This is a genomic window from Hymenobacter sediminis (genome assembly GCF_003231285.1).
In the GTDB taxonomy this organism is placed as follows: domain Bacteria; phylum Bacteroidota; class Bacteroidia; order Cytophagales; family Hymenobacteraceae; genus Hymenobacter; species Hymenobacter sediminis.
In genome coordinates, this window is record NZ_QKNS01000007.1 from 183,655 (window position 1) to 196,940 (window position 13,286).

The 13,286-nt window shown below is 58.2% G+C and carries 10 protein-coding genes; 6 read left to right on the forward strand and 4 right to left on the reverse strand.

Annotation, left to right across the window (positions count from 1 at the left end; all coding sequences use genetic code 11):
- Window positions 1-146 precede the first annotated feature (146 nt).
- A complete protein-coding gene (locus tag DNI29_RS18350) occupies window positions 147-3,578 on the forward strand; it encodes an AAA family ATPase (RefSeq protein ID WP_110979587.1) in 3,432 nt (1,143 codons plus the stop codon).
- A 99-nt stretch (window positions 3,579-3,677) separates the two neighbouring features.
- Here DNI29_RS18350 and DNI29_RS18355 read toward each other — a convergent pair whose 3' ends face one another.
- Complete coding sequence (locus tag DNI29_RS18355) at window positions 3,678-4,742, reverse strand: DUF6687 family protein (RefSeq protein ID WP_110979588.1); 1,065 nt, start codon at window positions 4,740-4,742, stop codon at window positions 3,678-3,680.
- Between the two features lie 47 nt (window positions 4,743-4,789).
- Entirely contained in the window at window positions 4,790-4,939 is a 150-nt protein-coding gene (locus DNI29_RS24975; protein WP_238388141.1) for a hypothetical protein, read from the reverse strand.
- A gap of 358 nt (window positions 4,940-5,297) precedes the next feature.
- On the opposite strand from DNI29_RS24975, the gene DNI29_RS18365 reads away from it, so the two are divergent.
- The 5 genes from DNI29_RS18365 to DNI29_RS24230 all read left to right on the forward strand — a co-directional run bounded on the left by DNI29_RS18365 (window position 5,298) and on the right by DNI29_RS24230 (window position 10,128).
- Window positions 5,298-5,777, forward strand: a complete 480-nt coding sequence (locus DNI29_RS18365) for a hypothetical protein (RefSeq protein WP_123823314.1) — start codon at window positions 5,298-5,300, stop codon at window positions 5,775-5,777.
- 164 nt (window positions 5,778-5,941) lie between these two features.
- Window positions 5,942-6,250 carry a thioredoxin gene (trxA, locus tag DNI29_RS18370; protein WP_110979591.1) on the forward strand — a complete coding sequence of 103 codons (309 nt, stop codon included), beginning with the start codon at window positions 5,942-5,944 and terminating at the stop codon, window positions 6,248-6,250.
- A gap of 93 nt (window positions 6,251-6,343) precedes the next feature.
- The gene (locus DNI29_RS18375) at window positions 6,344-8,689 is read left to right on the forward strand and encodes a TonB-dependent receptor (protein ID WP_110979592.1); all 2,346 of its coding nucleotides are present in this window, start codon (window positions 6,344-6,346) and stop codon (window positions 8,687-8,689) included.
- Between the two features lie 6 nt (window positions 8,690-8,695).
- The gene (locus DNI29_RS18380; RefSeq protein ID WP_110979593.1) at window positions 8,696-9,568 is read left to right on the forward strand and encodes a DUF4249 domain-containing protein; all 873 of its coding nucleotides are present in this window, start codon (window positions 8,696-8,698) and stop codon (window positions 9,566-9,568) included.
- A 110-nt stretch (window positions 9,569-9,678) separates the two neighbouring features.
- Window positions 9,679-10,128: a hypothetical protein gene (locus DNI29_RS24230; protein WP_123823315.1), complete on the forward strand. Its 450-nt coding sequence runs from the start codon at window positions 9,679-9,681 to the stop codon at window positions 10,126-10,128.
- A gap of 77 nt (window positions 10,129-10,205) precedes the next feature.
- Here the strand turns inward: DNI29_RS24230 and DNI29_RS18390 are convergent, their stop codons facing one another.
- Window positions 10,206-11,024, reverse strand: a complete 819-nt coding sequence (locus DNI29_RS18390; RefSeq protein ID WP_110979595.1) for a purine-nucleoside phosphorylase — start codon at window positions 11,022-11,024, stop codon at window positions 10,206-10,208.
- Window positions 11,025-11,230: 206 nt separating this feature from the next.
- Entirely contained in the window at window positions 11,231-12,994 is a 1,764-nt protein-coding gene (gene sppA / locus DNI29_RS18395) for a signal peptide peptidase SppA (protein ID WP_110979596.1), read from the reverse strand.
- Window positions 12,995-13,286 lie beyond the last annotated feature (292 nt).

Genomic DNA, 13,286 nt, shown 5'->3' on the forward strand with positions numbered 1-13,286 from the left:
CTATCACCTTTAAAAGCGCTCCACAATTTGGCGCCTTATTGCCCGGCAGCACCCGGAATGTATTGGCGGGCTTCTAGGTTACCTTTGTAGTTGCCATGGCCCCGCCTATTTCGGGGTTGCTTCTGCTACCGGCCCATTTGTAGTACATGAAAATTCTCCGCGTCCGCTTTTACAATCTCAACTCCCTGCGCGGGGAGCACACCGTTGATTTTAGCCAGACTCCGCTCTCCGATGCGGGCTTGTTTGCCATTACCGGTCCCACCGGCGCGGGCAAAACCACCATTCTCGATGCTATTACCCTGGCCCTCTACGGTCAGGTGCCACGCCACGAAACCAGCGGCCCCGAGCACGTGATGAGCCACGGCACCGGTGAAAGCTGGGCCGAGGTGGAGTTTGAAGTCAACGGCCAGCAGTACCGCAGCAAGTGGGGCCAATACCGCGCCCGCAAACAGCCCGGCGGCAAGCTTCAGGACCCCAAAATGGAGCTGAGCGAGCGGAAAGTAGCCGATGACGGTGAGGAGACCTGGCCTTTCCTGGAAACCTATAAATCTAAGGTACCGGCTCGTATAGCCGAACTAAGCGGCCTGGAATACAAGCAGTTTCTGCGCTCCGTACTGCTGGCCCAGGGCGACTTCACCCGTTTCCTGAAGGCCCCAGCCGGCGAGCGGGCTCAGTTGCTGGAGAAAATTACCGACACTCGCAAATACTCCGACATTTCGCGGGCGGCCTTTGAGCAGGCCAAGCAGGAAGGGCAGAAAGCAGATCAGCTGCGGGCCGGCTTGGCTGGCGTGACGTTGCTTTCCCCAGAGGAGGTAGCCTTTCTGGAGGAAGAAGTACAGCAGTTTATTACGCAGCTGAGCACCGCTACGGCGGCTCAGGAGCAGCTACGCGAGGCCCGGCAGTGGCACCTGCGTCGGCGGGAGCTGCGCCAGAAGGTGGAAGGCACCCAGCAGCGCCAGCAGCAGCTCATGGCCCAGGCCGAAACCCTGGCTCCCCTACGGCAGCGCTTGGCTCTGCACCAGCAGGCGGCTCCCTTTGCCACCGACTACGCCCTCCTGCGCCAAACCGACGAGCAACTGGCGCGCCTGCGCCGGGAAGTAGAACAGCTACGCGGGCAACTGCCCCAGCTGCAGGAGCGCCGCGCTGCGGCCGACGCCACCCGAACCAGCGCCCAGCACACCTACGAGCAGGCTGCCACCACTAAGGACCAGCAGGACCCCAAATTGCGGGAAGCCGAGCTGCTAGATCATCAGATTGGGGAAAAGCAGCAGCGCCTGGAGCAGGGAAAACAAGAATACCAGGAGCAAAACCAGCTGTGGAAGCAGCAAAACCAGGAGGCCACCCACGCCGACAGCCAAAGCAAAGAGCAGCGCCAGCAGGTGCGCGAGCTGCGAGAGTGGCTTTTGCCGCGCACCGTGCTCAGCACCGTGGCCGAGGCGCTGCCCCCCCTTAGCGGCTACCTCCAGGATTGGCAGTACATCCAGACGGAGCTGGCCGAGTTGGGCCGAACGCTTAAACAACGGCAGCAGCAGTTGAACTCGGCCACCGCTACCGAACAAGCCAGCGCCGAGTTGCTGCGCACGGCTCAGAGCCAACTAGCTACGGCTACCGAACAGCAAACTGCTGCCACTGCCGCCCGCCTCGACTGGCGCCACCAGCTTAGCCACCACGTTGCGCGTCTGCACCACGAGGAAGAAGCCCTGGAAAAAAGCCTGCAGGATTTGCGGCGGCTGATGCACGCCCACCAGTTGATTTTGACCCACGATGACGCCCGCCAGCACCTGCACGCCGGGGAACCCTGCCCCCTGTGTGGTGCCCTGGAGCACCCTTACGCAGCAGGGGTGCTAGGCGTCAGCGAAGACTCACTGCTCCGCGACCGGGAGCGGGAACAGGCGCTTACCCAGCAAACGGTAGCTCTGAAGGGCCGCATCAACCGGCTAGTGAGCATCAGCGGGCTGCTTGACACCGACACGCTACCGACTACCTCCGCCGATGCCGTATTGCGCTGGCTGACGGAGGAAGAAGAAACAACCGTGCCCGGCATCGTGCGCGGGCTGGTGCAGGAGCTACGCACCTTGGAGCAGCAGCAGCAGCAAGCCCGTCTGGCCCAAACCCAGGCCGAAGCCGACCAACGCAATGCCCGTCAGCAGCAGCAGCAACTGCAAGCCGAGCTCAAGGAGCTGGAGCTGCGCCTTCAGGATGCCCAGGAACAAGCCCCAAAAATCAAGGAAATTATCAGCAGCCTGTTGAAGTCGTTCGGGCTGGAGTTTTCTGGCGAAAATGGTCCCGAGCTGGTGCGCCGCCTGGAGCAGGCCGGCGCTACCTACCGCCAGAAACTGCAGGAAGCCGAAAAGCTGGAACGGGAGCTGGAAGTAAACCAGGAGCGGGCCAACGCCGCCAAACAGCGCCGCGACGAGCTGCAGCAGTGGCTAAGTCAGCGCAAGGCAGAGCTACACACGGCGCACACAGAGTTACAGCAGTTGCAGCAGCGCCGCCAAGAGCTACTGCCGGATGCTGACGTAGCGCGTGCCCGGCAGGCGCTGGAAGAAGCAGTTCGCGCCGCCGACCAGCGCCGCCAGCTGGCCGACCAGCAGTTCCAGCAACACGACACCGCTCTCACCGTGGCTGCCACCCGCTTGCGCCAGCACGAGCACGATGCCGAGCAGCAGCAGCAAACCCGGGAGGAACGCTACACTACCTTAACTACGGCTCTCACTACCGCCGGCCTAGCCCCCGACCCTGCCGCGCTGCCGGCCTTGCTCCTACCCCCTGCCGAGCTGCAAACCTTGCAAAACCAACTGCGCCGCCACGAGCAGGAAACAGCCCTAGTCGCGCAATCACTGCAGGAAACAACTCAGCACTTGGAGCAGGAAGAAGCCCGCAAGCTGACGACAGAGCCCCTGGAAAGCATCGACCAACAGTTGTCCTCTACCAACCAACAGCTCGCCTCCCTTAATCAGCAGTTGGGGCAGCGGCAAGAGCGCCTGAGCAACCACCGGGCCGGACAGGAGCGCCACGCTGTTCTGGCAGCCGAGTTGGAAAAGCAACAGCAGGAAGCTCGCCGCTGGCGGCAGCTGGCCGAATTGATTGGCTCTGCCGATGGCAAGAAGTTTAGTGAGTTTGCCCAGGGCCTCACCCTGGCGCGCCTGGTGGATCTGGCCAACCGCCACCTGCACCGCTTCACCGACCGGTACCGCATCCTGCGAAACCCTGAGCAGCACCTCGACCTCCTGATTCAGGATGAGTACCAGGCCGCCGCGGTGCGCACCATGAACTCGCTGTCGGGCGGGGAGAGTTTCCTCGTCAGCCTGGCGTTGGCCCTGGGCCTCTCGGAGCTGGCCGGCCGCCGCACCCAGATTGATACCCTCTTCATCGATGAAGGCTTCGGCACCCTCGACCCCGACACACTGGACGTGGCGCTGTCAGCCCTCGAAATGCTGCAGGGCACGGGCAAAACTATCGGCATCATCTCGCACGTTGAGGCACTAAAGGAGCGCGTCACTACCCAGATTAGCGTGCGGAAGGGCGCCGGTGGCGTAAGCTCTCTGCAGGTGCTAGGCTTTGGGCAGGAAGTGTAGTTGCTGATAGCACACCGTCATTGCGGGCGGAAGAGCGGAAGCCGGATTTACTATCCTAGATTGTTCAACCCAGTTTCCGTCCTTCTGCCCGCAATGATACTACCTACCCTCTCCTACCTCCCGAATCTCGGCCCAGCTCCAGTAGCGCCGAGGCTGAATACCGGCGTAGCGGCGGCGGAAAAAGGCTACTATCTCCGCTTCCAGTTGCTCCGCCGGAATAGAAGAAGCATGAATAGGCCGTTGATCAGGATCGGCGTAGCGCTGGGCTTTGGTGAGGGTTTTACCGCTTAGGCGCAGCAGGGGGCCAGTATCGGTAATGCCATCGAAGGTCCAGCGGTGGGGTGCAAGCTCCTGGTCGTTGAGCTGGGTGGCCAGTTCCAAGAGGGGTAGGCGCGGCAGCGTGGGGCGGCTTTCCAGATCAATCCAGGTGGTGTACTTGTATTCGAATTCGTACCGCTGTCCGTCGTAGATGCTCAATACCATATCGGCGCCAGCCGTGGGGCCAAACAGGGCGTAATAAGAGACAGGCCGGGGCGTGCGTACCACTACCAATCCTACCTCGGGGTAGCGGCGCAACATGGTGGCGGGGCTTTGCATCAGGGCTACGCCCTGCTTTACGCGCTGGTATTCTGGCTCCCAGGCTGCCCGGCCGGTTTCCGGATCAAGCAGTACCTCGGCGAAGCGTGGCAGAAACCATTCAAACTTCTCGGCAGAGGCTTCATCTTCACGCCGCCGACGGGCTGGTGCTCCGAAAGGCTCGTAGAAGCGCGCTTTCTCTTCGGCGTTCAGCCAACATACCAACTGCAGGGCGTGGTCGGCTAAGGCGTCGGCCCAATTTATTTCGCGAAAGTCGCCCAGGGTAGCTACTAAGCGCAACAGGTGTTCGTGCTGCAGGGCCAGCTCCGGATTAAGCAGGGCCCATACTCCCACAAACCCATCCACATCAAAATGATTGGTGGTAACAGCCTTGGCCTCTAAGCCAGGGGTAGCAGCCTGGCGCAAAGCCCGCAGCACGGAACCAGCGCTGGTATCATCGCGCAAGGGCTCCGGGGTAGCGGCACCGCGCCAATGGGCCAACGTAAGCGCAGCTCCCTGACCGGTGCTATCTACTACAATAGTGGGCTGCTGCCGCAACTGCCGGAACGGCACGAAATATTTGTTCATGTTGGCGGAAATAGGGCTGGGTCAGCCCAAAGGTAGCGGCTGCCTTCCTACCCCCGCCGTGCCCGCCGGTTGCTGATGCGCTCTACCCGGTTGCGCCGCACCCAGTGCAGATATTTCTGAAGCTCCTCGGCACTGCGCAGGCTTTCTACAGTATTGTAGCGCCGGGCTAGCTCGCGGTTCGTGAACAGCAAATGCACGGTACTATGGCAAGGTTGACACAAATCTACCACGGGTCCGTAGCGGCCGCCTTCTTCGCGGGGTACTAAATGATGTCGCGAGGTATGCTGCACTTCTCGCTCGCATAGCCCACAACGCAATGCTGTTGGTAACAGCCCCGGCAGCGTCCATTCATGCTTTTTTCTTCGCATTTCTTCTTTCTTTTCTTCTATCCTCTAATTAAACACACTAACAGTGTTTCGGATTCATTCTTGCTATTTTGATAAAAAACAGGCCAAAATTTTGTTTGTACTTTCAATTAACGGCTATATTTGATTGCACCTCGGCTGCGTGCAACCACCAAGGCACAGATGATGAGGTTGAATAGGTTTCTTGACTTTGACACTTACTAATTTTTCACTTCTTCATTCTGTTTCTATGCGCGTTTCTACTCCTGCTTTTTCTTTGTCTCGTGTGTTGCGGGTAGCAGGTTTGCTACTAGCACTGGTAATCTTTTCGCCTACCACATCCAAGGCGCAAACGTGGCTGGTTTCGACTGATGCCTATGTGAAGCTGGGGGTAGTAGACAAATTTGGCCAGCTGGGCGAGTACACCGCTAAGTTTGTGGTTATCAACCAGGAAACGGGCAAAGAATATTCTCTGTCTAAGCTTATTACTAAGGGGCAGAATGGTATCGATGTTATCTTCCCTTCTGAGCCCTCCGAGGCCGATTATTTCAAAACTACCAGCGGTGAAGCAGCTGCAGCGCGCCCCGGCCGCTATACATGGGAATGCCAGGTTTCAGGAAAAAAAGTGGTTGGTGGGCGTTTTAGCTTTTCTGAAGTCTCAAATGATGTTACCTTGCTAGGCAAGAACTGATTCCCTCCTTTTTCACCCACTCACTTACAAGCGAAAGCCCGGTGTTGCAGCACCGGGCTTTTTTGTGTCCCGCCTGCTCTAAAAACAGGCTACCTCTGGGGCTTTTGATGCGTACAAGGCAGGTAGGCGGCACAGTGCCCGCCTGCTTTTATCATCTTTACATCATGCCGAAAAAATCGTTTTCCGAACTTATCAGCAGCCCGGGCATGCCAGTGCTCGTTGACTTTTACGCCGACTGGTGTGGCCCTTGCAAAACCATGGCCCCTATTCTGGAACAGGTAGCGGCACAGCATCAGGGCAAGGTGAAAGTCATTAAGATTGATGTAGACCGCAACCAAGCCGTGGCCCAGCAGTTTCGGGTGCAGAGCATTCCTACCCTGATTCTGTTCCATAAAGGCCAGCCAGTGTGGCGGCAAGCGGGCGTAGTATCGGCGGCTCAGCTGGGGCAGGTGGTACAAGGCGTGACCGGATAACCTGCCGGGCTGAGCTCAACGACAAACTTCCGGGCTGCTTCGGGCGTTGGGAGAGTGTCCGTACTTTTGGACTCCCTTGTACCCCTGACTCGAATGACAGTACGGCTTACGATTTTAAGTATCCTGATGGGACTAGGTGTGCTGGTCCCACAGGTGGTGCAGGCGCAGGTGCGCTACGTGCTTTCTGGTGTTGTGCGCGGTGTGGGCGCTTCGGAAGGGCTGCCCGGCGCAACGGTGGCCGTACCCGCCCTAGGCATTGGCGCCACCACCGCCGATGATGGCTCCTATGCGCTTACGCTGCCGGCCGGTCGCCATCAGGTAACTGTTTCCTTTATCGGTTACGCTACCCAAACCCGCGAACTAAACCTCACCCGCGACCAGCGCCTTTCCTTTCAGCTAGCCGAAGCGGGCAATACGTTGGGCGAGGTGGTTATTGAAGGCTCGGGCTCTTTGGAGCAGAAGCTGCAAACCACCCAGATGAGCGTGGACCGCCTGACAGCCCGGGAGGCCAAGCTGCTGCCAGCCCTGTTCGGGGAAGTAGATATTCTGAAAACCCTACAGCTCAAGCCAGGTGTGCAGAACGGCGGCGAAGGTACCTCGGGCCTGTTTGTCCGGGGAGGCTCTGCCGACCAGAATCTAGTACTGCTCGATGATGCGCTGGTGTACAACCCGAGTCACTTATTCGGGTTGTTTTCGGTATTTAACTCCGATGCGGTGCAGTCGGTGGACTTGTACAAAGGTGGCTTTCCGGCCCAATACGGGGGTAGGCTTTCCTCGGTAGTCGATGTGAAGCTCCGCCCCGGCAACCCCGAGAAGTTTACTACCAGCGGCGGCATTGGGCTAATTTCCTCGCGCCTGACGCTGGAAGGCCCTATCAAGAAGGGCAAAGGCGCTTTCCTCGTGTCGGGTAGGCGCACCTACTTCGATGTGTTTACTCGTCAGATCAACCGCCTCAACAACGACGACCCTGATTATAACCCCATTCCGGACTACTACTTCTACGACTTCAACGCCAAGGCTAACTACAAGCTGGGTGACAAAGACGAGCTGTTCCTGACTGGCTACTTGGGCAACGACGTGTTTGGGTTCAACTCCCAGAACGGTTTTAATTTCGATTTCAGTTGGGGCAACACGGTGGCTTCAGTGCGCTGGAACCACGTTTTTAACCCGCGTTTGTTTCTGAACACTACGGCTTCGCTGACTAAGTACAAGTACCAGATTGCCAACAAGCTCGATCAGTTCGGCTTCAACCTCTCCTCTGACATCCGGGACCTGACGCTGCGCTCTGACCTGGACTATACGCCCAACGAGCGGCACGCGCTGCGCTTTGGGGTTACGGCTACCCATCACCGTTTCGGTACAGGCAGCCTACAGGCCGGCTCCCAGGATGGCAGCGTCAACATCGGCTCCGATGTTACTTACTATGGCACCGAAGCTGGCCTCTACGCCTCCGACACTTACAAACCCTCCGATAAGCTGCAGCTGGAGTATGGGCTGCGACTATCCGGCTTCCAGTCAGGCTCTGATGCTTACGGCGGACTGGAGCCGCGCGCCGCGGTGCGCTATTCGCTTACCCCCAACGTGTCCTTAAAGGGCAGCTACGCGCTGATGTACCAGTACGTGCACCTGGTTACAAACACGGGCGCCTCCCTCCCAACGGATATCTGGTATCCGTCGCGGCAATCGGTGAAGCCTCAGCGCAGCCAGCAGGTAGCGGGCGGCGTAAGCTGGTTGCTCGGCGACGGGCGCTACCTGCTCACAAACGAGGTGTACTACAAGTGGGCCCAGCGCCAGATTGATTTCAAGGACGGGGCCCAACTGTTCGTGAACCCCGACCTAGACTCTGAGTTCTTGTTCGGTAAGGGCTGGGCCTACGGCAACGAGCTGTACTTGGAGAAGAAGCAGGGCCGTACCACTGGCTGGATAGGCTACACACTTTCCTGGACGAAGCGGCGCTTTCCGCCCCAGCGCGGCACCAACGGCATCAATAACGGTAATACCTTCTACCCTACCTACGACCGGCGCCATAACCTTACGGTGGTAGTGTTGCACCAGCTTAACCAGCGCATCAACCTCACGGGCTCGTTTGTATTCACTTCCGGGGCGGCCACTACCCTGCCTCTGGGCCGCTTTGCATTTCAAGATGTGGCGGGTGCCGAGCCCTCGGCCGTGCCCATCTACCCTGAACGCAACACCTACCGGCTGGCTCCTTACAACCGCCTCGACCTGGGCCTAGTGTACAAGCTGAAGCCCATTCGCTCGGGCGGTGAATCGGACCTGACGTTCAGTGTGTACAATGCTTACAACCGGCGCAACCCCTACTTCGTGTACTTCGACCAGATAGAAAACGAGGATACCGACGAAGTGCTCGGCTACCGTGCCCGGCAGGTTTCGCTGTTTCCGGTAATTCCGTCGGTTACCTATAACTTCAAATTCTGAGCGCCGATGATGCGGACTACCTGGATTTCACGGCTTCTGACGAAGAAAACCGACCTACCGGTATATTGGGCGGCAATAGCCCTTGGGCTGGTGGGCGGCTCACTAAGCGGCTGCGGCCTGCAAAAAGATATTGACGTGGAGTTGCCCGCCTACCCCCCTCAACTGGTGGTAGAAGCCTACCTCGAAAACGGCCGAATCCCGCGGTTATCTGTTTCGGAATCGGGGCCTTACCTAGCTCCCCCTACCCTGCAGGTGCCCACCGATGTACAGGTAGTGCTGACCCAGCCGAACGGCCGGCGCGACACGCTGCGCTACGGCCCCAACATCGACCGGAGCACTGGCAAAGGGTACACCCACAGCGGCAACCGACGCCTGACAGCCCGGCCCGGCGACGTATTTCAACTGGAAGCCTACGATACCAAAGGCCGCCGGATAACTGGCACGGCTACCATGCCCGCTCTGGTCCCGATTGATACCGTGGAGTGGAAGTTCGACGACAAGCCCGGTGACCAACGGCGCGCCTACGTGCTCGTCAAGTTCCAGGACCCCGCTAATGCTACCGACTTCTACCGCTTTCAGGTGCACAAAGGCCGCCTTACTGAAGAAGCCGAGGTAGAATATACCCCTGATGACCGCCTGACCAACGGGCAATTGGTTACCCTGGGTACATCTTATGAGTTTGAGCCCAACGATACGCTCATTGTTACGCTTTACCACCTCGACCGACCTTACTATCAGTTTCTGCAGTCGGTGGATGATGCGCGTGGCGCTAATGGCAACCCGTTTGCCCAGCCCTCCGGTGTCAGAAGTACTGTAGAGGGCGGCATTGGTGTATTTACTGTACTAAGCTACCAGCGGCGGCAAGTTATTCTGAAGTAAATAGTTAATTCCCTATGCAACTAGGCGAGGGTATCTATTACTCTTGTTAGCACCTACCAGACTATGTCTGATAGGTGCTAACTATTTTTCACTATTTCTTACTTTTTCCTATGAAAGGTATTTCTTCTCTATTGCTCACCTTATCGTTAGTAACCGGCGTCATAACAAGCAGTTGCAATCTATTAGAAAGCCATGACTGCAAGTGTGCCCCTCCACCTAAGGAGCCAGTTACGCCAGCCGCGCTAAGCAAAGTAGATACCTGGTATCTGAATGAGGTGAACAGCGGCGGACAGCTCACCCGCACCAACGCCATCAAAGACCGGTATTCCATCCAGTTTCGCACCGACGGAACCTATGTGCAAACCCTGCTAGCCGATGGCACCGCCTATAACGGCACCTGGATGCTCATGGGCGCTGATAACCGCATTCTGCACCTCACCGACCACAAAGGGGCCGCCCAGGAATATTCTGTAGAGGGCGTGAGTGCCGAGTCGTTGTTCTATGGTCGGCTGGATAAAGCCGGGCAGCTAGAGTCTTACTTATTTAAATCTACCCGCTAATAGTTGCGGGTTACCAACTCACAAAAAAAGCCGCTACAGTACGTAGCGGCCTTTTTCTTTTACCAGGCAGGCATGGTTTACAACTTTTCCAGTACCCGCCGCAACAGGGCCGTAAGCCGAGGCTCGGCCACGGCGGCGGTGCGTAGGATGTCAGCAATGTCCACCTTCTTGAGCTTGCCCGGCGCGCATAAGTCGGTAATGACGGACACGGCCAGCACTGGTAGGTTCATGTGCACGGCGGCAATAACCTCCGGCACCGTGCTCATGCCTACGGCATCGGCCCCGATGGTGCGCAGGTAGCGGTACTCGGCAGGGGTTTCGAGCATGGGGCCGGGTAGGGAAGCGTACACCCCGCGCCGCAGATACTGCTCCAGGCCCAGCTCCTGAGCGGCTTCTTCAGCCAGTTGTAGCAGGCCCAGGTCGTAGGGCTCCATCATATCGGGGAAGCGGGGGCCCAGCTCGTCGAGGTTTTTGCCGATGAGCGGATTAGTGGGCTGTAGGTTGATGTGGTCCTCCAGCAGCATCAGGTCGGAGTAGTCGTAGTCGGGGTTGAGGCCGCCGCTGGCGTTGCTCACGAATAGGCGCTGAATCCCAAGCAGCTTCATCACCCGCACCGGAAACACTACCTGCTCCATGCTGTAGCCCTCGTAGTAGTGGAAGCGGCCGCGCATCACCAGCACCCGCTTCCCGGCCAGCGTGCCCGCCAGCAACTCACCGGCGTGGCTTTCTACCGTGGAAACTGGGAAATGCGGAATATCGGCGTAGCTGAAGCGGTGGGCTACCTCCACTTCCTTGGCCAAAGCCCCCAGGCCCGTGCCGAGAATGATGCCCGCTTCGGGCTGAAAGGCTTGGAGCGTTTGGCGGAGGTAGGCGGCGGCTTCGTGGAGTTCGTGCATGGTAGAGTTGTCAGTTGTTGGTTGCCTGTTATCAGTTGCTGATGGGTAGCTAACCGCAAGGTTTGTAAAAAGTCTGTCATCCTGAGCACAGCGAAGGACCTTACCGCGCCAGGACAAGTCGTTGTTACGGCTCGTGTTGGCGTGATAAGGTCCTTCGCTCCGCTCAGGATGACAGACTTTTACTAGGTATCAAGAAATCGACCCACTTACTGCACGTTTACCTCGAACGGCATGCGCATCTGGGCACCTTTCATTTCTGAGAGCTTCTTGTACTGCTGGTACATGGGGTACATGGGGCCCATTTCTTCGCGCACCATGCGCAGTTTGGCTTCTTCGGAGAACGAGCTGAACAGGTTTTCGGCGAAGGACTTCTGGCGCGGCAGCTTCTGGATGCGGTAGTCGCCTTCCTTCAGGTTGGCGCGGCGGGCGGCAATGCGCAGAGCATCGTCGTAGGAGCCCAGCACGTCCACGAGGCCACGGGCCTTGGCTTCCGTGCCCGACCACACCCGACCCGAGGCCAGACGGCGCAGGCGCTCTACCGGCATGCGGCGACCCTGAGCGGCTTTGGTGGTAAAGTCGGCGTAGATGCGGTTGATTTCGGCCTGGAACTGGCTTTGCTCGAAGGGCGTGAGGGCGCGGGTGATGGTGGGGAAGTCGGAGAACTTGCCGGTAGTCACGCGGTCCGTCGTTACGCCAATTTTGTCGCGCAGGAAGGGCTCAATATTCGGCAGCACACCAAACACGCCAATGCTGCCCGTAATGGTGGTCGGGTGCGCCACAATCGTGTCGCAGCCCATGGCAATGAAGTAGCCGCCCGAAGCCGCTACGTCCGACATGCTGGCAATAACGGGCTTCACTTTCTTGGTCAGCATCACCTCACGGTAGATGATGTCGGAAGCCAGCGAGGAGCCGCCGGGCGAGTTGATGCGCAGCACTACGGCTTTCACTTTCTTATCCAAGCGGGCTTTGCGGATAGCTTCGGCGAAGCGGGTGCTCCCGATGCTTTCGTTGCCGCCCTTGCCCGTCACGATGTCGCCCTCGGCGTACACCACGGCAATGCGGTTGCCGCTGGTGCTACCTTCCTCGTCCTCATCATCAGCTTTTTCGTAGTCCGATAGCTCAATGAGGCTTAGTTTGTCGTCTTTCTCTACCCCCAGCTTGCCCTTCATGTAGTCGGTAGCTTGGTCGTAATAGCCCAGGTCAGTCACCAGCCCGAGGCGCTTGGCGTCGTCGGCGTTGTGCACCAGCATGGAGTCGGAAATTACCTTGAGGCGGGCCGGCGCAATTTTGCGGGCGGCGGCTACCTCGGCCAGCATAGCGTTGTTCATGGAGTTCAGGAACGACGAAGTTTGCAGGCGGGCCGAATCCGACATGTTGGTGCGGAAGTAGGGCTCCACGGCGCTCTTGAACGAACCCACCCGGAAAATCTGGGCCTGCACGCCCAGCTTATCAAACAGGTTTTTGTAGTACATCGTCTCAGAGCTGAGGCCGTTGAACTCCAGCGTGCCCTGAGGGTTCAGGTAAATCTTATCAGCCACGGAAGCGAGGTAGTAGCTTTTCTCCGACTGCGCATCGGTGTACGACACCACAAACTTGCCCGACTTCTTGAAGTCCAGCAGTGCGTTGCGGATTTCCTCCATGGAAGCCATGCCGCCCTGCACCAGCTCCAGGTTCAGGAAAATGCCCTTGATGTCGCCATCCTCTTTCGCCCGGCGAATGGCGGCTTTCAGCTCATCGAGGCCGATGGAACTGCTCTGCCCGCCCGTAAAGCCCGAGAATGGGTTGTTGAACTCCCGCTCCCCAATCGGCTTGTCGAGCTTCAGCTCCAGCACCGAGTTGCTGGCTACGGTTACTTCCTTGTCGGAAGAAGCCGCGGCGGCAATGAGGGCCACCAGCAGCACTACCCCTACCAGGGCAAACAGCACGAGGCCGGTGAGAGTCGCCAGCACGTACTTAAAAAATTGTCTCATCGTGAAGAAAAGAATAAGTCAGGTTCGGTCCTGAAACAAAAGTATCGGCTTTTCCTCCCCCGTTCTGGCTAATCAACCAACAGGCAGTTTTGGGGCGGGAACGGGCGAGGATTGGGGTGTGAGGGTATGTGGGTAAGAGAGTATGAAGGCAGGAGTTTTCAAGAGACCTTGGGAGTATAAATGCGGATAAGAGGTAGCGAAAATTGTCATCCTGAGCGCAGCGAAGGACCTCTATAGCTTCGTTGCTGGTAGTAAGATTACCCTCTAGAGAGGTCCTTCGCTGCGCTCAGGA

Coding starts and splice junctions, on each gene's coding strand:
- DNI29_RS18375 (WP_110979592.1), top strand. CDS start 6,344: ATGACAGTACGGCTTACGATTTTAAGTATCCTGATGGGACTAGGTGTG.
- sppA (WP_110979596.1), bottom strand. CDS start 12,994: ATGAGACAATTTTTTAAGTACGTGCTGGCGACTCTCACCGGCCTCGTG.
- trxA (WP_110979591.1), top strand. CDS start 5,942: ATGCCGAAAAAATCGTTTTCCGAACTTATCAGCAGCCCGGGCATGCCA.
- DNI29_RS18350 (WP_110979587.1), top strand. CDS start 147: ATGAAAATTCTCCGCGTCCGCTTTTACAATCTCAACTCCCTGCGCGGG.
- DNI29_RS24230 (WP_123823315.1), top strand. CDS start 9,679: ATGAAAGGTATTTCTTCTCTATTGCTCACCTTATCGTTAGTAACCGGC.
- DNI29_RS18355 (WP_110979588.1), bottom strand. CDS start 4,742: ATGAACAAATATTTCGTGCCGTTCCGGCAGTTGCGGCAGCAGCCCACT.
- DNI29_RS18380 (WP_110979593.1), top strand. CDS start 8,696: ATGATGCGGACTACCTGGATTTCACGGCTTCTGACGAAGAAAACCGAC.
- DNI29_RS18390 (WP_110979595.1), bottom strand. CDS start 11,024: ATGCACGAACTCCACGAAGCCGCCGCCTACCTCCGCCAAACGCTCCAA.